15 protein-coding genes are annotated in these 23,606 nt (G+C 36.9%); 12 read left to right on the top strand and 3 right to left on the bottom strand.

Annotated features, from left to right (window positions below; all coding sequences use genetic code 11):
• The 8 genes from tssH to BTO22_RS17140 all read left to right on the top strand — a co-directional run bounded on the left by tssH (position 1) and on the right by BTO22_RS17140 (position 12,141).
• Entirely contained in the window at positions 1-2,631 is a 2,631-nt protein-coding gene (gene tssH, locus BTO22_RS17175; RefSeq protein WP_105056516.1) for a type VI secretion system ATPase TssH, read from the top strand.
• A gap of 232 nt (positions 2,632-2,863) precedes the next feature.
• Positions 2,864-3,826, top strand: a complete 963-nt coding sequence (locus tag BTO22_RS17170) for an FHA domain-containing protein (protein ID WP_105056515.1) — start codon at positions 2,864-2,866, stop codon at positions 3,824-3,826.
• Positions 3,823-4,287, top strand: a complete 465-nt coding sequence (gene tssJ / locus BTO22_RS17165) for a type VI secretion system lipoprotein TssJ (protein ID WP_105056514.1) — start codon at positions 3,823-3,825, stop codon at positions 4,285-4,287. Before BTO22_RS17170 ends, tssJ begins: the two co-directional genes overlap by 4 nt.
• A gap of 2 nt (positions 4,288-4,289) precedes the next feature.
• The gene (gene tssK, locus BTO22_RS17160; protein WP_105056513.1) at positions 4,290-5,606 is read left to right on the top strand and encodes a type VI secretion system baseplate subunit TssK; all 1,317 of its coding nucleotides are present in this window, start codon (positions 4,290-4,292) and stop codon (positions 5,604-5,606) included.
• A 7-nt stretch (positions 5,607-5,613) separates the two neighbouring features.
• A complete protein-coding gene (icmH, locus tag BTO22_RS17155; RefSeq protein WP_105056512.1) occupies positions 5,614-6,714 on the top strand; it encodes a type IVB secretion system protein IcmH/DotU in 1,101 nt (366 codons plus the stop codon).
• Positions 6,715-6,721: 7 nt separating this feature from the next.
• A complete protein-coding gene (gene tssM, locus BTO22_RS17150) occupies positions 6,722-10,177 on the top strand; it encodes a type VI secretion system membrane subunit TssM (protein WP_105056511.1) in 3,456 nt (1,151 codons plus the stop codon).
• Positions 10,178-10,291: 114 nt separating this feature from the next.
• On the top strand, positions 10,292-10,798 hold the full coding sequence (locus BTO22_RS17145; protein ID WP_258132667.1) for a protein kinase domain-containing protein: 507 nt from the start codon (positions 10,292-10,294) through the stop codon (positions 10,796-10,798).
• Positions 10,799-11,217: 419 nt separating this feature from the next.
• Positions 11,218-12,141, top strand: coding sequence for a hypothetical protein (locus tag BTO22_RS17140; RefSeq protein ID WP_105056509.1), 924 nt, complete (start codon positions 11,218-11,220; stop codon positions 12,139-12,141).
• Positions 12,142-13,219: 1,078 nt separating this feature from the next.
• Here the strand turns inward: BTO22_RS17140 and BTO22_RS17130 are convergent.
• A complete protein-coding gene (locus BTO22_RS17130) occupies positions 13,220-14,326 on the bottom strand; it encodes a M20/M25/M40 family metallo-hydrolase (protein ID WP_105056507.1) in 1,107 nt (368 codons plus the stop codon).
• A 227-nt stretch (positions 14,327-14,553) separates the two neighbouring features.
• Here BTO22_RS17130 and msrB point away from each other — a divergent pair, with 227 nt between their 5' ends.
• Both msrB and BTO22_RS17120 read left to right on the top strand, forming a co-directional pair.
• Positions 14,554-15,693, top strand: a complete 1,140-nt coding sequence (gene msrB, locus BTO22_RS17125) for a peptide-methionine (R)-S-oxide reductase MsrB (protein ID WP_105056506.1) — start codon at positions 14,554-14,556, stop codon at positions 15,691-15,693.
• 335 nt (positions 15,694-16,028) lie between these two features.
• A complete protein-coding gene (locus BTO22_RS17120; RefSeq protein ID WP_258132666.1) occupies positions 16,029-16,331 on the top strand; it encodes a VF_A0006 family four-cysteine protein in 303 nt (100 codons plus the stop codon).
• A 156-nt stretch (positions 16,332-16,487) separates the two neighbouring features.
• Here BTO22_RS17120 and BTO22_RS17115 read toward each other — a convergent pair whose 3' ends face one another.
• Together BTO22_RS17115 and BTO22_RS17110 are read right to left on the bottom strand one after the other, a co-directional pair.
• Complete coding sequence (locus BTO22_RS17115) at positions 16,488-19,598, bottom strand: efflux RND transporter permease subunit (RefSeq protein WP_308727221.1); 3,111 nt, start codon at positions 19,596-19,598, stop codon at positions 16,488-16,490.
• 13 nt (positions 19,599-19,611) lie between these two features.
• Complete coding sequence (locus BTO22_RS17110; RefSeq protein WP_105056503.1) at positions 19,612-20,772, bottom strand: efflux RND transporter periplasmic adaptor subunit; 1,161 nt, start codon at positions 20,770-20,772, stop codon at positions 19,612-19,614.
• Between the two features lie 361 nt (positions 20,773-21,133).
• On the opposite strand from BTO22_RS17110, the gene BTO22_RS17105 reads away from it, so the two are divergent.
• The gene (locus BTO22_RS17105) at positions 21,134-22,006 is read left to right on the top strand and encodes a patatin-like phospholipase family protein (RefSeq protein WP_105056502.1); all 873 of its coding nucleotides are present in this window, start codon (positions 21,134-21,136) and stop codon (positions 22,004-22,006) included.
• A gap of 55 nt (positions 22,007-22,061) precedes the next feature.
• On the top strand, positions 22,062-23,513 hold the full coding sequence (locus BTO22_RS17100; protein ID WP_105056501.1) for a catalase: 1,452 nt from the start codon (positions 22,062-22,064) through the stop codon (positions 23,511-23,513).
• Positions 23,514-23,606 lie beyond the last annotated feature (93 nt).

Below are 23,606 nucleotides of genomic sequence, written 5' to 3'. Positions count from 1 at the left end.
ATGATAAATATTGAATTGCAAAGTCTAGTAAAAAGATTAACACCGGACATGAAGGCATCTCTTGAATCTGCTGCGGGTGAGTGTGTCCAACGTAATCATTTTTCAATTGAACTTGAACATTGGTTTGTTCAATTACTGCAGCAGCCAATGATGGGGTGGAAAAAAGCAGTAGAGCAAGCTGGAATGGCAAGCGAAAGTGTTCTTGAGCAACTGAATAATTATCTAGCTACTTTACCTCGTGGTAATGACAGTGCACCATCGCTTTCTCCTCAATTAGTTGAGTTATTAAAAGACGCTTGGATGATCGCGTCTCTTAATCATGCCCAATTATCAATGAATGAGTTTCACGTATTAATCGTGTTAAAACAAAGGATTGAGCAAGGTGCATATAATGGAGCATTATCAACTTGGATAAAAAGCTTGTCATCTGAGTGGCTCAGTCGCCAATCGATTGCTACAACAACAGCAACTCAATTTTCATCTACCTCTGTATTATCTGATCAAAGCCAAGGAATGGTAGGTAGTGACGAAGAGAGTATGAGCACGCCTGCTCTTGATAAATATTCACAGAATTTAACTCAAGCCGCACGAAACGGTGATTTAGATCCAATTTCTGGTCGTGGTAATGAAATTCGAAAGGCCATCGATATCTTATGTCGCCGCCGTCAAAATAGTCCAATTTTAGTCGGTGATCCTGGTGTAGGTAAAACGGCTATTGTTGAAGGATTAGCACAACAAATTGTCGATGGTAACGTACCACCGGCACTCGCTAATGTAGAATTACGCAGTTTAGATTTATCGCTACTCCAAGCTGGAGCCAGTATTAAAGGTGAGTTTGAGAATCGTCTTAAAGACGTAATTAATGAAATTAAACAATCACCAACGCCAATAATTATGTTCATTGATGAGGCGCATACTTTAATTGGCGCTGGTGGCGCTGCTGGTCAAAATGATGCGGCAAATATCTTGAAACCTGCGTTGGCACGTGGAGAATTTCGTTCTATTGCAGCAACGACATGGGCTGAATATAAGCAGTACTTTGAATCAGACGCTGCTTTAACTCGTCGCTTCCAAGTTGTATCGATTGATGAGCCTAGCGAAGATGATGCAATACATATGCTCAGTGGCGTAAAGAAAAGCTTAGAGAAACACCATAATGTAAAAGTAATGCAAGAAGCAATTAATGCCGCAGTTTTACTGTCTATTCGTTATTTACCTGAGCGTAAATTGCCTGATAAAGCAATAAGCTTATTAGATACAGTTTGTTCTCGAATTGGGTTAAGTCAGAGTGCTACACCACGTCAATTAGAAGTGGTAGCAGAGCAGATCAGCTATGTTGAAAATGAAATTGCAACTCTGAATCATGAAGCTGCATTATGGTCAATTGATGATGGTCGTTTAGTACAAGTTCAACAGCGTTTAGTTGCTCTACAAGAGCAGCATCAAGAAATCGGCCAGTGTTGGGAACAAGAAAAAATCTTAGCCGCGGAAATTATTTCTTTGCAAACAAGATTGGATGAGCAGTTTTTAAATGGTGATGATTTATCAGAAAGTGATGAGAAAGCGCTTTTAGCAACAAAAATGGAAGAATTACATGCAATACAAGGTGAGCAACCTTTAGTGCTTCCTCAGGTAAACCAACAAACAGTGGCTGAAGTGATTTCTTTATGGACAGGGATCCCTGTCGGCAACATGTTAAAAGAAGAAGTTGAGCGCTTAATGCACCTTGAGGATCATATTGGTGAACGAGTTATTGGCCAAGTTGCTCCTATTGCTGAGATCTCCCAAGCGATCCGTATGTCTCGCGCAGGGTTGACTGATCCCCGTAAGCCTGTCGGCGTATTCTTGATGTGTGGTCCAAGTGGCGTTGGTAAAACAGAGACCGCATTAGCGTTGACGGATCTACTTTATGGTGGCGAGCGTAATATTACTACAATCAACATGACCGAGTTTAAAGAAGAACACAAAGTGTCTATGCTTCTTGGCTCTCCTGCTGGCTATGTCGGGTACGGTAAAGGTGGTGTATTAACCGAAGCTGTGCGTAAAAACCCTTATTCCGTTTTATTATTGGATGAGATGGAAAAAGCACATCCAGGTGTTCATGATATTTTCTATCAAATTTTTGATAAGGGGTCTATTTCAGACAGTGAAGGTCGTGAAATTGATTTCCGTAATACGATTATTATTATGACATCCAATGCAGCCGATAGCGCAGTAGTTAATGGGTGTGCTGATGGTCGTCCTTCTATACCTACATTAACCAGCGCTATTTTTCCCGAACTACAAAGTTTCTTTAAACCTGCATTTTTAGGTCGAACAACAATAGTGCCTTATTTTCCATTGAATGATGAAGAGATGAGTAAGATTGCTCAACTGTCTTTACGTCGCATTGAAAAAAGAGTTAAGCAACATTATAACGCGACGTTTGATTACGAGGCTCAAGTTATTGAATTGTTAGTCAGTATGAACCAATCACCAGAAACGGGAGCCCGTGCAATTGAGCAATTAATTAATCGTCAATTAATGCCCGAGTTAGCGAATCAATGCATTGTGAGAATGAGTCAATCACAGTCAATAAGTGAAGTCTTACTGACCGTTAATGACAATAAATTTCAAATCGATATTGCATAAAATATTTTTCAGGTTATTTAAATAAGTGTTCTGATGTTAATTATAACAATAAGTTAATTTCACCTTATATAAGGGATTAATGCTGTTGGGCCTTATGTTGCTCTTTTGTCAAAATTGCCAGAACCTTAGATAATAAACATGAATTAAATTTATTTTTCGAAATTATTTGTTTTAAAAACACGGGTCTTAATTGAATTTAACCGTTCGATACAACAATGTAAGGGTAAATAATATGCCTATATCGATAAGAATTATTCGTTCGCCAGACGGAGAAAGTATCTCTGAATGGAATAAATTACTGCCTGAAGAAGGAGGGAGTATCGGTCGTGCTTTTGGTGCTTCTATTCAATTAAGTGATGCTATTCGAGAAGTTTCTGCTTCCCATGCAATTATTAAAAAAACATCTCGTGGGTATCAAATTATCGATGATAGTACTAATGGTTTATTTATTAATGGTTCAGATAAACCGCTTGGTTTAAATAATCAAACAACATTAAGTGATGGAGATATTCTTGATATCGGTCGCTATCGCTTATTGGTGTCTTGTTTTGTTCCTGAGCAAGCTCAAACTCAAGATTTATCAACGTTATCTGAAGATTCTTCATTAGGAGGTGATCCTTTTAATATCTTTGAAGTTGAGTCTTCATTTTCTTCAAATCTTACTCATGCTGAACCTGAACCTGAACCTGAACCTGAATTAGATTTTTCGTTTTCTGATTGCAATATTATTGGCGATAACCCGTTTAATATAGAAAAAATAGAAGAAATACAAGAACATAAAGAAGTAAATTTAAGCTTTGTGGCATTAGATGATGATCCATTTTCTGGTTCAGGTCTTCAATCAAATTTATTTTTAGAGTCAAAGGAAGGTAAAGCTTCAATACAAGAAAATGCAAATGATAAATACGGATTGATAGCTTATCAAAAAAGTGAAGAACGAATGCAGCAACATCTGGATAGAGCCTTAGAAATGGCGTTAACTCGTTTTTTGTCAGATATTTCACCTCATGCAATGGAAGATATGTTTGATGAGCTTTCAACCCCCAGTTTTTTTAATGGTGAACCTAAATATTGGAATATGTATAAGCGTTATTTTATTCGACAAGTTGAAAATAAAGATTGGCAAATTAAATTTCATGCTTATTTTCATGATGCAATCCGCCTAGAGCGTAACCTAGAAGGAGATAACAAATGAGAAAGTGGTTAATATCATTTATTTTTGTTTCGTTATTATCAGGTTGTAGCTTTAGTGGTGCAGACCTTACTTCTCAAGTTGTACTCAATATAAAAGCGGCTTCTAATATTAACCCTAATGTAATGGGAAAGCCTTCACCGTTAGAATTACGTGTATATCAGTTAACTGATAGCCAAGCGTTTTCACAGGCAGATTTTATTCAAATTTATAATGATGAGCAGGGAGTTTTAAAAGCAGAGTTATTACTTGCTCGCCAATTAGAAAGCATTTTACCAGGAGAGACACGTCAAGAAGTATTTCCTCTTGCTGCAGAAACTAAATATATCGGTGTTATTGCTGAGTTTGCTGCCTACCGTGAAGCAAAAAATAAAGTTATCTATAAACCGATAATCTTAGGAATTACAGCCATTAATATTGAAGTAGATGGGATTAATCTATCAGTATCAGGTGAAGAGGAATAATAATGGACAATAAAAAAGTCGTTTGGAGTGAAGGCATGTTTCTTTCTCCACAGCATTTTCAACAGCAAACACGTTATGTTGAACATTTAACTCGTGAATTCACAGAGCAGATTGCCCCTCAAGGGAGCGGATTAACCTTACTCGAACTGGATCGCTCTATGCTTAATATAGGTAAAGTTTCTGTTCGTCGGGCAAGGGGGATCTTCCCAGATGGAACGCCATTTGAAATTAATCGTGGTCTTGTTTTAGATATACCTAAAAATACAAATCACAAAAAAGTGTATCTTGCTTTATCTGTATCAAGACCTGGTGCGGTTGATGCTGGGGCTGATCAGCGCTTACGTCATTCTTCTGTAGAGCATTCAGTATTCGATACTAGTCGTGAGCACAGTGAATCAGTACTGTTAGAGGTTGCTGAGCTTAATATTGTTCTAAAATTAGAAGATGAAGAGTTACAAGATTACACTCTCATATCCGTTTGTGAGGTAAGTGAGCATAAATCAGAAGGTGCAGTACTGCTTAATCAAGCTTTTGTACCGTACTGTTTGCAGTTTGGTGTATCTAATTATCTAAAAGATTGTGTGGCCGATGTGTTAGCCCAAGTGCAGTATCGTGCAATGACAATATCGACTCGACTACAAATTGAAAATGGCAGTAAAAGTTATCAATCAATGATGCGTGATTATTTATGGTTGCAAGCCTTAGGTGCTTGGATGCCTAAATTACAACAATGGAATCAAGGTAGTAGCTTATTAACTAAACATTTGTATTTAGAATGCTTGTCAATGGCTGGTCAAATGCAGGGGCTTGAAGGGAAAGTGCCTAAAGATGCTCCAGTATGGGACCAAAACAATTTATACAGTATTTTTTCTATGGTTTTCTCCGAGTTATTAATGCTGCTACGTGAAGTACAAATTGATAATTTAACGACATTATCATGGGATAAACAATTATTTGTTTCCCGACGTTTACTCCGAACACTAGTTAAAGATCGCAGTTTATATAATGAAGGACGTTTTATCTTGGTTGCTACGTCACCTTTAGGTGCCTCGTACCTTAGTAAAGAGTTTCCTAAAGCAATTAAGCTTGCAGGTAATAGTGATATTGCAGGTTTAGTTCGTAATGCTTTATCCGGTGTAGGGTTACGAAACCTACCTTATGCGCCTTCAGAGCTTAAATCTAAATACGATGCTGCGTATTTTGAGATTGATACTAAATCTGAATTATGGCAAACCTTAGTGAAAAAAGACGAGCCTATCGCTTTGCATATCGACGAACGCATCGAAGACGTACACATTGAATTTCATGTAATTAGGTAGGTGAATTGTGAGTGGATTATTTAATGAAGAAGCGACAGTCGTCGTTCGTCATACAAAAGAAAAAATACCTGTAAAGAAAGAAAATGCCGAATTGAAGGATATTGATCTTTTAGGTGCAGAGATGCTTATTGATAATCTTGCAGTTTATAATAGCCCATTACTGAACTCTGCAACTGAGTTATTTGCAATTTTGGTAACCTTACCTCGTCAAGGAGAACCAAGAGACATTAATCGCTTTAGACAGCGTCTATTAGATGAAATCTCTGTGTTTCGTCAGCGTGGAGCGTACCTTGAATATCACCCTAGCATTGTAGAAAAAAGTTGTTTTGTATTGTGTGCCGCTTTTGATGAAGCGATTCTCTATACCCAATGGGGAGAAAGTACCCGTTGGGAAAACCATTCATTGTTGAGTAAAGTTTTTTCTCAACGTAACGGGGGTGAGGCTTTTTTTACATTATTGGATAAAGCGAGCCAACAGCCAGCAAACTTAGTAGATTTTTTAGAGTTACAATACGTTTTACTTATGTTGGGATTTAAAGGACGCTTCCGTCACGATGATGAAAGTGTTTTACATGAAATACAATCAAATGTGTATTCCATTATTTGTCATTATCGCAGTGAATCTGTATTACCTGTACCAAAAATACCAGAACTAATTGAAGGTAAGCAACCATGGCTAATGCTAAGTATGTCGAAAACATTAGCAATTGCTTTCTTATGCACAATCACAGCTTACGGTGCATCAGAATATTGGTATTTTAACCGTAGCCAGCCAATTCTTGCACAATTTAATGCTATTGATATGTCGAGTGTAAGTAAGAAAAATAATAAAGAATTAATTTACCTTAGCTCAGATGCTGATAATAAAAAACAAGCATCTAAAGAAATTCTGAAATGGGAAGTCGTGCTTGCTGTATTTACTCGCTCATTAGATGCAGTGCGATTAGCGTCAGAATTACAACAAGCGGGATACGAACCATTCATACGAGAAACGGATCATGGTGTCGAGCTTTATATTAGAGCTGGAGATAATTTATCGGTGATACGAAAGATTAGAAATGAATTAAATATTCGCTTTGGCTTGAATGCTACGATTAAGAGAGCATAGATATAATATGATGAAAAAAATCAGTGCGGTTTTATGTGCGATATTGATGATCACAGGAACAACATTATGTTGGACTTATTTATCTAACGATGAATGGAAATTGATAAAATATACCATGACAGTTCTTAGCTCCGTGGTCATTCTATTTTTGATGTGGTGGTGGTATAAACAATATACAAAAGAGCAACTAGTTAATAAAAAACACGATCAACAGGTTTTGTTAAACCAAGATACACGTATTATCCAACAATTGTTTAAAGTGGCGACAAAAAAAATACGAGGTACAGGTCGAAATAAACTAGATAGCTTGTACAGCCTACCTTGGTACTTAATGTTAGGTGGTAAAGGCGATGCAAAAAGTGATCTACTTCGGAAAAATGGATTAGAACCTGTCTTTGATAGACATCTTGAAGGTGGAGATTCCGAGCAATACCTTAAATTTTGGAGTAATGACCAGATAGTTGTGATTGAAGGTGGCCACCGTTTATTTTCTGACGAAGGAATTGACGAGCAATTATGGCAAGTATTAGCGAATCAGTTATTAAAATACCGTCCTCGTCAAGGTCTAAATGGTGCTATTTTAGTTATTGGTTGTGACCGTTTACTTGAAAGTGATCGAAAGGATCGTCAAAAATTAAGCAATATTTATCAAGAAGCCATTTTGTCAATGGGAGGAATGTTAGATCTAGCACTTCCTGTATATAGTGTTTTTTCAAAAGCAGATACCATTGCTGATTTTGTTGAGTTTTTTGAAGGCTTTTCGAGTTGTGATGTTGAGAACCCATTTGGGATGACCTTCCCATGTACAGAATCTCGTCGTTTTGATAAATACCAATTTGAAGAACAAAGTAAAGATCTAATTAAATCCGTTGCTCAGCAGCAATTTGGGTTATTACGTAATATTAATAGTGAAAAGTCGAACTCCGTAATTGCTTTACCTTATCAATTGCGTATTTTTCTTGAACGAGTTAATGAGTTATTGGCAGATATTGGTCATGAAAATCGAGTTCGTGAAGCTGTATGGATCCGTGGTGCTTATTTATCGTCGTCCGGTCAAAAAGGCAGAGAGCATGACTTATTAACGCAAGTTATCGCTGAGCGAACAGAGTTTAACTCTCAAAGTCATCGTGAGCAAAAATCAAGCCGTCGTAGTTATTTCTCAACTCGTTTATTTAGCAATGTTATTTTGCCAGAAAAAGGTATTACAGGTGTGAATGAACTTCGTCATTCAGGTTATCTTGTAGTACGAAGTGCAATGGTTTTACTGGTTGTAGGGACGATTTTCTATGCTGGTGTTTTATTAAAAAATAATTGGAATCAAGATGAACAATGGCGTGCAGATGCTATGACGCAATTAAAGTTATACAGTAATGATGTAAAACGTCTTGGTAATAATTATTCAACTTCAGATATCATTGTATTACTTAACGAATTAAGAGATGTTTCAGAGAAGGGAGTTAAACCTAAAGTTTGGTATCAACAAGTCAGCATTAAACAAAGTAAAACTGCTGACCGTATTTATGAATTTTACGAAGAACAACTTAATTTAATTTTACTGCCAAAAATTGAAGAGTTAATTAGTTCAGAATTGTATGTATTTGTAAGTTTAGGCAATCCAAGTAAAATATTTGAAGTATTACGTTATTACCAAATGCTGTTTGACGCTCAGCGCCTAGATATTAATGAAATTCAAACTTATCTTATCGATAATATGAAAGACCAAGGTGATATTTCATCAGATGACATTAATGCTTTATCGCTATTAATAACGGATTTGTTTAATAGTAATTATCAGGATCGTTTAGAACCAAATAATGCACTTATTGCGGCAGCAACTAATAATTTAAAGGAGCTATCTCCAGAGCGTCTTATTTATGCTCGTATAAAAGAGTTGCCAAAATATCGTAGTCAGGTTGATATTCGTCGTCAACTTGGGGATAAATTTGACACTATCTTTGAGTTTTCAAATGATTTTCATGGTTATTTGATTCCTGAAATATATACAAAGCAAGGATATAGTTCAATTGACTTAACTGCGAAATCAGAACTTTTACGCCGTCAATTAAGAGAATTTAAAGAGATTCAAGGAAATATGACTGGTGCATCGGTAACAGAGTTAACCGAATTAAGTAAGCAGATACAACGTCTATATTTTGCTGATTATATTTATTATTGGAAAGACTTAGTTAACAATATTCAAGTTAAAAATTTTAATTCTCAGGCTGAATTTGCTTATTCATTAAAAAATGCGCGAGAACCAGCAACAAGTCCTGTTCTTGATGTACTTGGAGCGCTTATTGTCAACACGACATTAGCAGTAGAGGAACAACCTGATACTAAGGGGAATAAAGAAATAGCTAGCCAACTTGGTTTTAAGAAAGTGGCTAAAGGCTTAAGTAAAGCAGATAAAATAAACCGTGCTGTAGGTGGTAAATTGTTACGTTTACAGCCGTCTTATGTCGTCAATGAAGCCTTTATTGAGTATGGAAATTACGTAAATGGAAATGGAAAAGCAGGAACGGCGATTCCTCTTGATAGCTTAATTCAAGAGTTTGACTCTTTGAGCACTTATTTCGATGTTGCATTATCGAGTTCAGACCCCGCTCAAATGATGCATGAATATGCTTTAGCACACGCTGCGGGTAGTCAAGACGCGATTGTTCAGTTTCAACGTCAAGGTGCAAAAGCACCTAGTCAAGTTGCTCTATGGGCCAAAGACTTATCACAAAAAGCGTGGAGTCAAGTCATTAATGGTAGCGTTGGTTATTTAAATCAACAATGGCTCGAACAGGTATATCAGTTTTATGGTTCAGCAATTGAAGGACGTTTTCCATTTGCATTAAATGGTCGCGGTGAAGTTGCTCTGAATGATTTTGCTCAATTTTTTAAACCAGAAGGGCTAGTCGATAAGTTTATTAATGAACAGTTAAAACCTTTTGTTTATTGGGATAATGGGACGTTGAAGCGCAAGACGATTGATGGTTTGGCATTACCTATTAGTAATAAAATGTTGGCTCAACTGCGTCAATCACATAAGTTAACTCAAACTTTCTTTGGGGCTGCGGGGCAAGAGTTAGCCTTGAAGTTTGCAGTTAGACCTAACTCTATGAGTACTGCTGTCACTGATTTTCAAATTCGTGAATCAGAAAGTATCTTTAGCTACCGCCACGGACCAAGAATATGGACAGATCTTAATTGGCCAACAACTGGAATTGATGGTTACCTTACCACTAATTTTTATCAAGGTGGAAATCGTATTGCAACTCGATCATACACTGGTCAGTGGGCATTATTTAGAGCTCTATTTGATGGGTATTCAAGTGCGACATCCGATCGCTTGATCTATAAGCTAAAGTATAAAGTTGGAGACAATAGTATTATTCTTGATTACACCTTGAGAGATGCCAATCAGAGCTTTAATAAATCATTGTTTACCTCTTTTGCATTACCAAGACAATTATAAATTATTAATTCAAAGGAGTTATTTTCTTATAAATCCTTTTCTTATTGTTTTTTATTAGACGATGGAAATTGGGATTTATCTAAGATAGGGAAGTATTATGTTGACTCAAAAGACATGGAAAGAGAGTGGCAAGCTGTAAATGAATGTGCAGGATTTTATGTTAAAAAACCACTAATGTTAGATACCACAAATGGTGTTATTTATTTTGAATATGACTCAACAGCAAAACCATTAAGTACTTTTAATAAGGAACATGTAAAACAGCTTACATGGATACTACCTAATATTATTAGGGCAATAAAACATTGCCATGATAAAGGATGGGTACATGGGGATATCAAACCGTCGAATATTTTGTTTATTCCAGCACTTGATTCGATTCGATTAGTTGATTTTGGTGCAAGTTACCGTATAGGAACTTCTCGGGAAACACTATCATGTTGGCAAGCAACTCCATCGTTTGCAAGCCCTTCACAATTACAAGGAAAAGGATTAGTAAAAAAAGGGGATGATTGGTATGCATTAATTAAAATGATTGAACAATTAATAGATATAAAAATTGAACCAAAAGTTGAAAAAAAAGCAAAGTATATTAGAAATGTACTTATGAAGTGGGTGTAAATAATTATGTGACAAGTACTAAATATGTACTTCACAAGAGCTTTTAATTCTAAAAGGAGGGAGTTCTATGTGCTTTATAGAGTTTATATGCATTTGTTAACTATTTTTTAAGTTTATACATACTAATATGAGGCTATGCTAAATTAAAATATATAAATAATAAGGAGGTGTCGAGTAAATAAAATTTTATTTTTTAGGAATGTAAAAGAATGCTATGTATTTGAGTGGTAAATAACTTTAAATAAAAAATTAATGTTGATTCATAAAGCAAGTGTGACTTCATTGATATTTTTTGAAGAATAGTTGTTTAGTTTCTTCCTGATTATACATGGTAAATATCTTAAAATGTTATATTAAGTAATTAATCTAAAAATAACACCAATAAATCCCATTTAACTTGTTAAAAATAGAGAGAATATATGCTAGATTTAAAAAAAGCAGTTATGAAAAAAGTATCTCCTGATGCTAATATTTATTATGAAACGAACGGGGGAGTATCTCACTTAGATCCTAGGAATAAACTTGCATTTAAGAGACCTTTACCTCTTAGTTTTATTAAAATGAGCAAGTATGATGTATCCGTTTCGGATATAGTATTAGCCGGTTCATTACATAGTATAATTGAACAACTTATTATTATTTATAAACGAGGTAGTAAATCAATCTATACAACTGATGCTTATAAAAACATAAAAATATGGATTAATGAAAAAAATGACGACTTAAGCAAGCCTCGAGCAATGCCCTTTACTGATGCTATTATTCGAAATACAGGATATTTAGCAATTAAAGGTTCAGGAGCAGATGTTGGAAGTACAATGGCTACATTGTTTCCTGATTTAAGCAACATATCGAGTAATGCGAAAATAGCAGGAAGACTGATTTGCGAAAAATCAGCAGAAGATTTAGCTTCAAGTGCAATTAATCTCGCCATGAAGACAGCTGTGAAGTCCCGAGTAAAGCCTGTAAGTCAATCGACTTTTATGGGGACAACAAAAACTTATAAAAATTTTGAACAAATAGCAAAGAACTTAAAAGCTTTACAAGCCAGGTCTGATGTTGACTTTTGTATAGCAGATTGCCCATATGAACCTCTTCAGAATGATCTAATAAATAACCGAGCTTCTCGAGTTTCAAAGCTTAAATCCTTAGTAGGCAAACATTATATAATCAAAATTGGTTCCAATTTTAATTGTAACCATTCAGGAACCGTAATTGATTTAGCTACAAACTTTATTGAGATGGATGAACTTATTAATTTTCTTACTATTTATGAAGAAGAAAAGAGGTTTGTTAATTGCTTTTTAACTTCGGGAGTTGATGATTTATATGAAGAGCTATAACTCGAAAAAAAATAGAATATAATGCGTTAAACAGGTTGTTTAATTTTGGCATCATCGTTGAATTTTTTGTATTTGATGATGATGCTCGTTTGATAGGGGGGGATGATCTAAGTTGATAATATAATTACTTATAATTGAATTATGAAGGTGGGTCTCTTTGTATTATTGTGTGTTTAGAATTGTACAACTAGAAATCGAATTGTTTCTTAATTTAACACTCGTAAATGTTTAAATCTTTGAATGAATTAACTGGCCCTCTTTATTATTTTGAGTTCTCCAGTGGCTGCCACTAGTTTTTTATCTGCAATGTATTTATGAGAGCTCCAAAAAATATATACGTATCAGAACTATAATATTCACAATCTTGAGTTAAACAGTGGCTATATAAATAATCAAAAGAGACATCAACCTGTGTTGCGTAATGAAGAATTGCGAAAATAACAATTATCCCAAGTGTAATAGCAAGAAATGACTCGATGTGTAATACACCGTCAACGAAGTTCATAAATAATCCTTTAATATGAAAATATCGTAAAAAGGCATCATAACTGGGTTTGATAACAGCTTTTATTCTGTAAGGTAATTCCGTGAATTGTTTCTAATTTTTATCTTGTTCTTTTAATCGTAATCATCGCTCAATGAATAAATACATTAACGTTGATTCAAGAGTAAATAGTCATAGATATGAGTTGCTTCTGATTGGGTAGGGACGTGTTCATTTATCTGGATTAATTGTTGTTTAATCATATAAACCCTAAAACCTATGATACTGATCAAAATAAACGCGATGACGTAGAAGATTGTTGTTTTTGGTATGTTCATGTTGCACCTACCTTATTGAAATATCAATGATAATGACCGCTAGATGTAACCATTTACTTGTTTTTTAGACACAATAATAAAAGTTTTTTTCATTATTGTTATTTATCAATAATAAGGGATTTTAGAAAACAATCTACCGTTGGCTTCTCATTTTTAACGGGATTTTTCACTTTCTTTTTCTCTGGTAATTTCATAAAAAAAGAGCGACTCTCAGTTGGAGTCGCTCTTCCATTTATGTATCAACCAAAGTCGGTAGTTAACGAGTTAAATACGCCGTTAAGAAACGAGTGATATCAACCATATCTGATACTTTAATAAACTCTTCAGTGGTGTGTACTTTAGACATTCCCGTAGAAAGGTTAACCGTTGTTAAGCCTTTTTCATTAAATACGTTTGCATCAGAGCCACCACCAGTAGATTTAGTGAATGGGTTAATGTTAATGCTCTCAAACGCTTCTTTAATGCTTGCAACATGTGCATTATCGTCTGAAATTTTATACGCGTTATAAGCACGAGTAGAGATGATCTCGATTTCTGCACCATGTTTATCAGTAGCAGCTTTAAAGGTTGTTTCCATGTGTTCAACTTGTTTTGCCAGTTTCACATCATCAAGAGAACGGGCTTCACCTTCAATGTATAGCTCAGGCATAACGATGTTGGTTGCTTGACCACCATGAACCACACCGATATTTGCCGTAGTTTCTTCATCAATACGTGCAAGCGTCATGTTCATGATTGCATCCGCGGCAACCGTTAGGGCATTAATGCCTTCTTCTGGCGCTAAACCTGCGTGTGCAGGACGACCTGTGATGGTTACTTTTAGGTTTTGTTGACCAGGAGCAGAGGTAATGATTGTACCGATAGGGCCGCCTGAATCTAATACAATAGCGTGGTTAGATTGAATGTAGCTCATATCGTAGTTTTTAGAACCGTGTAAACCACCTTCTTCATAAACCGTAAACGCAAGTTCAATCGTTTTGTGTGCTTGATTTGTTTCTTTGATAACACGCACCGCTTCCATTACCGCTGAGATACCTGATTTATCATCACCGCCAAGCACTGTGTTACCTTTAGAGCGGATCACACCATCTTCAATGATAGGTTCAATGCCATTACCCGGAGTTACTGTGTCCATGTGCGAGCTAAATACAATGCTGCCCTCTAATTCGCCTTCTAATCTTGCGTAAATATTAAAGCCGTTTGATACGTGCTCAGGCACGGGTAATTTAGTGACGGTAAAGCCTAGTTCACCTAGTTGTTCTGCAAGTGCTTCTGCAATCGCTTTTTCATTTTTTGATTCACTGTCGATTTGAACAATATCTAGAAAGTGATTAATTAAACGCTCTTGATTCACTTGAGTCATGATTTATCTTCTATATTGAAAGGGAACAGAAAACCACTCTAACCAAAGAAATTGCTTAGAAAGATGCACTGAATCAATAAATCGTCCGACAGCACTATCATATTTATGAGCTATATCTTAATAACGAAAAGCTATAACACAGAATTAATATTTAATAACAAATTGCAACTTTTTCAAAGCACATCACTCTGATAACTATATTAATAAGAAACCATAAAGAGGTTGATATGAGATCCCGATTAAAAATTACAACAGCTGCTCTACTGTTCGCTTCATTTTTTGCTGCCATGACGAGTTTCTTTTCAACTGCGGATGACAATATGTCTAAACCAATGAATGGAAATTACGAAGTTGCTACATTAGCGGGGGGGTGTTTTTGGTGTACGGAATCTGATTTAGAAAAATTAGATGGGGTGGTGGATGTGGTTTCTGGTTATTCAGGAGGAGAGCTTGAAAACCCAACCTACAAACAAGTGTCATCAGGAAAATTAGGTCATATTGAAGTAATTCAAGTGACGTTTGATCCTAAGGTCGTTAGCTATGAGCAAGTGCTTGATCAGCTATTTAGACATATGGATCCAACGGATAGTAAAGGCTCATTTGTGGATAGAGGTCCACAATATCGTCCAGCTATCTTTTTCCATAATGAAGATCAGCAAGTGATTGCTCAGGAGTTTATGAATGAGATTGATGCTGCGAAAGTCTATCCAAAGCCTTTAGCTACAGAGTTAATTGAGTTTAAAAAGTTTTGGCCGGCAGAAGATTATCATCAAGATTATTACAAACGTAATCCTATTCGTTATAAATACTATCGTCACGGATCTGGGCGTGATAAATACCTAGATTTGGTTTTTGGTGAAGACAGAGAAGATAACCCAAAAACATTACGTCAGTATATTGATGAGCAAAAGATAGCTCAAAATGTTAAGCCATATGCTAAGCCATCAGAGTCAGAAATTAAGAAAATGCTGACGGATAAGCAATATTATGTAACGCAAGAAGAGGGAACAGAACGTCCATTTAAGAATGAGTATTGGGATAATAAAGCCGAGGGTATTTACGTTGATATCGTTAGTGGTGAGCCATTATTCTCATCAACCGATAAATACAAATCAGGCACAGGCTGGCCAAGCTTTACCAAGCCAATCAATAAAGCCTACATAACCGAAGAAGACGATTTTTCATTATTTAGTAAACGTACCGAGATCCGCAGTAAATTTGCAGATTCCCATTTAGGGCATGTTTTTAGTGATGGACCTAAACCTACAGGGCTACGTTACTGTATGAACTCTGCAGCCATGGGCTTTGTTGCTAAAGCAGATTTAGAGAAAGAAGGCTATGGAGAGTATTTGTATCTGTTTAATTAAATAGTTTTTAGCTGTCTTTAAATTGCTTTATATAAAAAGGGGTTATAAATTTTTATTTGTAGCCCTTTTCAGTTAGTCTTCTATGTATAGTTAACACTTAAATATAAGTAATGCCAGTCAGTTAAGCGAACATCAATAAAAACAAGGGCTTCAGACGAATTTATTACAATCATTCTGGAGCCCTTGTTGTATCTATCTTTCACTCTCTTAACGGGTACTTTGCCATATCTATTAGACATTGAATAAATAGTGCATAATTACTCAATAAAGTGACTAACTGATCGGCATTACTTAAATATAAGTGTCTTTTTTACTCAATGAGTCAGTTTATTACCATGAATAAGTTCAAGCTAATGTTACTTTGCCTATTTATTGCAAATAGTGTTCAAGCTAAAGAAGATAAAGAGGCATATCAAGATTGCATTTTTCAATATGTTACAGGGACTGAAGAGCCTAGCGTTTCAATTATGCTAACCAATGCGTGTGAGAAACTTTATATGGACAATTTTATGCTAGAAGAAAAGGATGCCAATTATAATCAATGCTTACTTGATAACCTTCAAAACTCTAAAAATAAAATAGCATCATTGAAAGTTAAACAGGCATGTGATCAGAGATACCGTAGCTTTTTTAATTAATAGATTGGAGAAAAATGAATTTTTTTGAGTTAAATATGCAGTTAAGAAGCTGGTCATATTATCAATTTTAATAAACTCTTTAGTGATTACCTTTCTTAAAAAAAGCCCGATGAGTATAATGCTCATGGGGCTTTTTTATCGCTGGTTGTTCATTTGCTATGATGGCTTTTTAAATTTCAACATCATTTTTTGTATACCAACAAAGAATAAAGGAACAAAGAAGATAACGAGTAGAGTCGCAGATATCATCCCGCCCATTACCGATGTACCGATTGCATGTCGTGCATTAGAGCCAGCTCCCGAGCTGATAACTAATGGAAGTACCCCTAAAATAAAGGCCAGTGAGGTCATTAATATAGGACGCAATCTCATTTTACAGGCCTCAATTGCTGCTTCAGTTAGTCCCATGCCTTTTTCATATAGCTCTTTAGCAAACTCAATTATTAAGATCGCATTTTTAGCTGATAGACCGATAGTCGTTAATAAACCGACTTGGAAGTAAACGTCGTTTTCTAAACCTCTAAAGTACGTCGCAGTTAATGCACCAAGTACACCTAGCGGCACAACGAGAATAACAGCAATAGGAACGGTCCAACTTTCATACAGAGCAGCTAAACATAAGAACACCATTAGCAATGATAAGGCATATAAAAACGGCGCTTGATTACCTGCTTCTAATTCTTGGTAAGACATACCTGTCCAGCTTATACCAATACCATCGGGTAATTGTGCTTGTATGTCTTCGATGGCTTGTATCGCATCACCTGTACTGTATCCAGGAGCTGCTTCACCAATAATTTCGATAGCTGAGTTTCCGTTATATCTTACCAGTTGAGGAGAGCCTTTCCCCCAATGTGATTGAGTAAATGTATTCAATGGCACCATTTTCCCTTGGTCGTTTCTAACAAACCAAGCATTGATATCTTCTGGTGTCATTCGGTATTCGGCATCAGATTGAATATAAACTTTCTTTGATCGGCCTCTATCAATAAAGTCATTTACATACGCAGAGCCCCAAGCAATCGATAATGTGCTATTTACATCTTGGATATTTACTCCAAGGGCTTTTGCTTTTTCATAATCAATATCAAGGTAGAATTGAGCATTATCTTCCAACCCATTGGTACGTACTTTTTGTAATATCGGATTTTTATTGGCAAGTTCAAGTAACTGATCTCGAGCTTCTACTAATTTATCATGTCCAAGACTGGCGTTATCCTCAAGGTAAAAATCAAACCCTGTTGCTTGTCCTAACTCCCTAATTGCTGGTGGATTTACCGCAAAAATGGATGCTCCTTTGTAGTTTTGAAATTTTTGCATGACCCTTTGAATGATAGAATTAACATCTTGCCCTTTTTCTGTTCTTTCTGACCAATCTTTTAGGCCGATAAAACTCATTCCGGCATTTTGCCCCGTCCCTGCTTGGTTAAAACCTGCGGTGTTAAATACCGCTCTTACGGTGTCTTTTTCTTCCTCTTGGAAGTAAGTGTTAATGTCTTCCATTACTTTTTTGGTTTGAGCGACCGTAGAGCCATTTGGCAACTGGGTCATGATCATGAAGTTACCTTGGTCTTCATCTGGTAAAAATGAACTGGGTAAGGTCTGGTATAACCCCGCAGTTCCAACTAATAACGCGACATAGAGTAAAATCAAACGAGTAGGGCGGTTTAATACGTTAATAACCGATTGTTGATAACGGTTAGAGCACGCGTCAAAAATGCGATTAAATCCTGAGAAAAATGCATTTGGTTCTTTTTTAGTTTTTGGCTTTAATAGCGTAGCACACAGTACTGGCGTTAAAATCAAGGCAACCATTACTGATAGTACCATTGCAGATACAATCGTAAGTGAAAATTGGCGGTAGATGGCTCCTGTAGAGCCAGACATAAATGCCATTGGAATAAATACAACCGCCAATACCATGGTTATACCAATCAACGCGCCCGTAATTTGTCCCATGGATTTTTCGGTAGCTTCAAGAGCTGAAACCCCTTCTTCATGCATAATACGTTCAACGTTTTCTACAACAACAATGGCATCATCGACTAACAGGCCAATCGCAAGTACTAAACCAAACATGGTTAAGGTATTGATGGTAAAGCCCATCATGGCGACAACCCCGAAAGTACCCAAAAGAACGACAGGAACAGCAATGGTTGGAATGAGTGTTGCTCTAACGTTTTGTAGAAATAACAGCATGACGAAGAAAACGAGTACAATCGCTTCAAATAAAGTTTTAACGACCTCTTCAATAGAAAGTTGAATGAATGGGTTAGTGTCCATCGCTTTATCTACAACAAGTCCGGCAGGAAAGCTTTTCGATAGTTCAGCTAATTTGGCATCAATCGCTTCTTGTGTTTCTAAGGAGTTAGAACCTGATGCGAGAGTGATCCCCATCCCTGAGGTTTCTTGACCATTGTAAGCGGGTATAACGCTGAGATCTTCGCTGGCTAATTCAACTCGAGCAACATTATTTAAACGAACTTGAGACCCATCTTCATTCACTTTTAAGAGAATATTTTGAAACTCGTCAACTGTTGAGAGTAGGGTCTGAGCCGTAATTGTCGCATTGATTAATTGCTCTTTTGTCGAAGGCGTTCCGCCTAGTTGCCCGACAGTAACTTGAGAGTTTTGGTTTTCTACCGCGCTGTAAATATCGGAAGGAGTTAAATTGTAACTGTTTAGTTTCGCGGGATCTAACCAGATACGCATGGCATAAGAAGAGCCAAAGACTCGAACATCACCAACCCCATTAATACGGCTAATTGGATCCTTAAGATAGCTGTTTACATAATCTTGAATATCAGGACCACTCATGCTTCCATCTGGAGAGTAAATCGTGATCATTGACATAAAACCAGAACTGCTTTTACGTACAGATACCCCTTCACTTTGTACGGAGGCAGGTAAACCGCTAGTGGCTTGCTGTAAATTATTCTGAACTTGAACTTGAGCAATGTCTGGGTCGGTATCTGAACTGAAGGTCAATGTAATTGAAGCACTCCCAGAGGAATCACTGATGGATGACATATACAATAAGTTATCTAGCCCAGTCATACTCTGTTCTATGATCTGAGTGACACTGTCTTCAACGGTTTTTGCTGATGCACCTTGATAGTTAGCACTGATCTGAATTGCAGGTGGTGCAATGGTTGGATATTGTGCGATAGGCAACATTTTGATGGATAACACACCGAGCAACATGGTTACGATAGCAAGTACCCAAGCAAAAATAGGCCTTTTTAAGAAGAATGTAGACATGATAATTCCTTAATCAAGGTTATTCAGAGGCAGCAGATTGATCATCTGATGAGCCATCAACAGGAGGTGTGGCATTATCGATAACAACAGGGGCACCTTCTTTAATCTTTTGTAAATTATTGATAATAACGTGCTCACCTTCCTTGAGGCCATCAAGTACAATCCAATTATTTTCCATCTCATTACCTAATGAAATCGCTCTTTTTTCTACAATATTTTTATCATTTGCAATATAAACAAACGGTTCTCCGGTTTGACTGCGAACAACAGTGGATTGTGGGATAACAATGTAATCTTTTTCTGATGGACTATAGATGGTTGCTCGAACAAAAATACCCGGTAGAAGTTCATTATTTGGGTTAGAAACAATTGCTCTCAATGTCATGCTACCTGTTGATTCATCAACTGAAATATCAGATGCTTCTAAGTACCCTTGCACTGGGTAGCCAGTCCCATCTTCCATTTTTATATCAACTGGAATTTTTCTTTCTTGTTCGTGATCTTTATTTCTTGGGAATTCTCGTTTGAGTTTTAATAAGGAAAGGGAAGATTGGCTCATATCAACATACACGTCATTGATTTGCTGGATTGTGGTTAAGTAATTACTTTGCTCTGCTGTTACTAATGCGCCTTCTGATACTTGTGATATGCCAATTCGACCAGAAATAGGAGCGGTAACTTGTGTGTACGAGAGTAGAATATTAGAGTAGTCAAGAGCTGATTGGGACACTGCTACTTCAGCGGTTGCTTGTTCGTAAGCCGCTTGTGCGTCATCGAAATCTTGTTGGCTACTTAATTTCTTTTTCGCTAATTCAGCCACTCTATTTAGGGTTTTCTTGGCCACATTCTGATCGGCTAATGTTCTATTAAGTGTTGCTTCTGCACTGTTGACGTTCGCTTGGTAGGTTGCAGGATCTATTTGATAAAGAACATCTCCCTGTTTGACCTCTTTGCCTTCTTTGAATAATCGCTCTGTAATAATGCCTGATACTTGAGGTCTAACTTCTGCTTCTTTTATTGCGGAAATTCGTCCGGGTAACTCACTGGAAAGACGAGTATTTTTATATTGAAGGGTTAATGTATCCACGTGAAGAGTTGGGGGTTGTTTTTGTTGGGTTGGATTGTCATTACACCCTGAAATAAGAAACAAGCTGACAGTAAGCAATAAAATTTTATGCATAAGAATGTACTCAAATAAAATAGTTCTGAAAAGTATAGTAGATACTTTGATATTTTATGTAAGTGAAGGTAAAACTATGTAAATATGAATCACATTAACTTATTGTTATTTAATGAATTTATGTTGCCCCCTTTAATTATTCATGATTGTGATTAATCTGTTTGAATTGAAAACTTTTCTATACCCTTTTTATTCTTTTAATATCTTGTTCGTATTAATAGTAAGAATAACTAAGCTTCATGACTTACCTCTAATTTTTGATAGGTTTTATAAATCACAGCTATAAGTACAAGCGATTATCTCTTATTCTCTAAAGTGTTTATTCTATCCCCACAGTATTTTTAGGGGTTAAAGAGAGAGCATGGTGAAGAGTGCATTAGTCGTTGAAGGTGGAGCAATGCGTGGCATTTTTGCTAGCGGTGTTTTGGACGCTTTTATGAACAAAGAATTTATGCCTTATGATTTTGCTATTGGTGTCTCTGCCGGAGCATCGAATCTCATCGGATATCTTTCTAATGCACCACAACGTAGCTTTGATGTCATCACTACTCTTGCCACCAATAAGCGTTTTTTTAATCCTACTCGATTTGCTCGTGGTGGTGATTTAGTCGATGTTAAATGGCTAATTGAAGAATCGAACAGAAGACATCCTTTAAATTTAGACCGTTTATTTTCTTCTATTCCTATGTATGCAGCGGTAACCAATATTGATAGCGGTAACGCTGACTATTACCAAGTAAAAGAAAGTAATTTAAATAATGTACTTGAAGCAACAACAGCCTTACCTATCGCTTATAAATCAACACCGTGTTTTTCTGGTGGGTGCTATACCGATGGAGGCGTTGCAGATTCTATACCAGTAAAAGAAGCGTATCGTCGAGGGGCAAGAGACATTACGGTGATTTTATCTCATCCTTTAAGCTATGAGATGAAACCTGCACGTTCACCTTGGTTAATGACTAAGCTATTAGCGCGATACCCTCAAATAGCACAAGCAATGCTTGTCCGTGCTGAAAATTACAATCAATCATTGGAATTTATTCGTAATCCTCCTGAAGGAACGATGATTCGAGTGATCGCTCCACCTGAAGACTTTGCCGTTAAGCGTCTTTCCATGAAATCTCCTACACTGATTGCAGGATATGAAATGGGAGTGTCCGCTGGTGTTGATCATTTATCCAGCCGTGAGGGAACTTTTGGATTAGATATAGAAAACTGTCACTTTTGCTTATAACCCTATTTTATAACCGTTTTTTCGTGAGCTTTATTACTATATTAAGGAATGAATAATGAGTAAAAAATTAACCACAGCGGCAGGTTGTCCTGTTGCACATAACCAAAATGTTCAAACTGCGGGTAAACGTGGTCCTCAATTACTTCAAGATGTATGGTTTTTAGAAAAAATGGCGCATTTTGACCGTGAAGTGATTCCTGAGCGTCGTATGCACGCAAAAGGGTCTGGTGCTTACGGTACGTTTACGGTTACTCATGACATTACAAAATATACAAAAGCGAAACTATTCTCTGATATTGGCAAACAAACAGAACTGTTTGCACGTTTCACAACCGTTGCTGGTGAACGTGGTGCAGCAGATGCCGAGCGTGATATCCGTGGTTTCGCACTGAAATTCTACACCGAAGAAGGTAACTGGGATTTAGTGGGCAACAATACTCCGGTATTCTTCTTGCGTGATCCTCTTAAATTCCCTGATTTGAACCACGCGGTTAAACGTGATCCTCGCACAAATATGCGAAGCGCGAAGAACAACTGGGATTTCTGGACATCATTACCTGAAGCTCTTCACCAAGTGACTATCGTGATGAGTGATCGTGGTATTCCTGCCACTTACCGCCATATGCATGGTTTTGGTAGCCACACGTTTAGCTTTATCAACAGTGATAACGAGCGTTACTGGGTGAAATTCCACTTTGTATCTCAACAAGGCATTAAAAACTTGTCTGATGCAGAAGCGGGCGCAGTAATTGGTAATGATCGTGAAAGTCATCAACGTGATTTGCTAGAAAGCATAGATAACCAAGATTTCCCTAAATGGACATTAAAAGTTCAGATCATGCCAGAGGCAGAAGCGGCGACGGTTTATTACAACCCGTTTGATCTAACTAAAGTATGGCCACACAAAGATTATCCATTAATTGAAGTGGGTGAGTTTGAACTAAACCGTAACCCACAAAACTTCTTCGCAGAAGTAGAGCAATCGGCATTTAACCCTGCAAACGTGGTTCCGGGTATCAGCTTCTCTCCAGATAAGATGCTACAAGGTCGTCTATTTGCGTATGGTGATGCACAACGTTACCGTTTAGGTGTAAACCACCAACACATCCCAGTGAACGCACCTCGTTGTCCTGTGCATAGTTACCACCGTGATGGCGCAATGCGTGTTGATGGCAACTTTGGTAGCACATTAGGCTATGAACCAAACAACGAAGGCCAATGGGCAGAGCAACCTGATTTTGCAGAACCTGCATTAAATTTAGATGGCGCAGCTGCACATTGGGATCACCGTGAAGATGAAGATTACTTCTCACAACCGGGCGATCTATTCCGTCTAATGACAGCTGAGAAACAAGCGATTTTGTTTGATAACACTGCGCGTAACTTAAACGGCGTGCCAAAAGAAATTCAACTTCGTCACTTAAGACATTGTTATAAAGCCGACCCTGCTTATGGCGAAGGTATCGGTAAGTTACTTGATATTGATGTGAGTGAATTTAGCTCGTAATTTATTATATTAAGTAACTATAAATCAAAGCGTTGAGTCTTATTCTCAGCGCTTTTTTTATGTCTGTTTAGATTGTAAATTTAAGGTATCTTA

This window comes from Aliivibrio sifiae, from assembly GCF_002954705.1.
Classification (GTDB): domain Bacteria; phylum Pseudomonadota; class Gammaproteobacteria; order Enterobacterales; family Vibrionaceae; genus Aliivibrio; species Aliivibrio sifiae_A.
The sequence above is the reverse complement of the archived record's forward strand: the minus strand, read 5'-3'. Positions and strand labels throughout refer to the sequence as shown.

Excerpts from the sequence above, each read along its gene's own strand:
- BTO22_RS17110 (WP_105056503.1), bottom strand. The coding sequence starts at position 20,772 with ATGCATAAAATTTTATTGCTTACTGTCAGCTTGTTTCTTATTTCAGGG.
- tssH (WP_105056516.1), top strand. The coding sequence starts at position 1 with ATGATAAATATTGAATTGCAAAGTCTAGTAAAAAGATTAACACCGGAC.
- tssJ (WP_105056514.1), top strand. The coding sequence starts at position 3,823 with ATGAGAAAGTGGTTAATATCATTTATTTTTGTTTCGTTATTATCAGGT.
- BTO22_RS17100 (WP_105056501.1), top strand. The coding sequence starts at position 22,062 with ATGAGTAAAAAATTAACCACAGCGGCAGGTTGTCCTGTTGCACATAAC.
- tssM (WP_105056511.1), top strand. The coding sequence starts at position 6,722 with ATGATGAAAAAAATCAGTGCGGTTTTATGTGCGATATTGATGATCACA.
- BTO22_RS17140 (WP_105056509.1), top strand. The coding sequence starts at position 11,218 with ATGCTAGATTTAAAAAAAGCAGTTATGAAAAAAGTATCTCCTGATGCT.
- tssK (WP_105056513.1), top strand. The coding sequence starts at position 4,290 with ATGGACAATAAAAAAGTCGTTTGGAGTGAAGGCATGTTTCTTTCTCCA.
- BTO22_RS17145 (WP_258132667.1), top strand. The coding sequence starts at position 10,292 with ATGGAAAGAGAGTGGCAAGCTGTAAATGAATGTGCAGGATTTTATGTT.
- BTO22_RS17130 (WP_105056507.1), bottom strand. The coding sequence starts at position 14,326 with ATGACTCAAGTGAATCAAGAGCGTTTAATTAATCACTTTCTAGATATT.
- BTO22_RS17105 (WP_105056502.1), top strand. The coding sequence starts at position 21,134 with ATGGTGAAGAGTGCATTAGTCGTTGAAGGTGGAGCAATGCGTGGCATT.
- msrB (WP_105056506.1), top strand. The coding sequence starts at position 14,554 with ATGAGATCCCGATTAAAAATTACAACAGCTGCTCTACTGTTCGCTTCA.
- BTO22_RS17120 (WP_258132666.1), top strand. The coding sequence starts at position 16,029 with ATGAATAAGTTCAAGCTAATGTTACTTTGCCTATTTATTGCAAATAGT.
- BTO22_RS17170 (WP_105056515.1), top strand. The coding sequence starts at position 2,864 with ATGCCTATATCGATAAGAATTATTCGTTCGCCAGACGGAGAAAGTATC.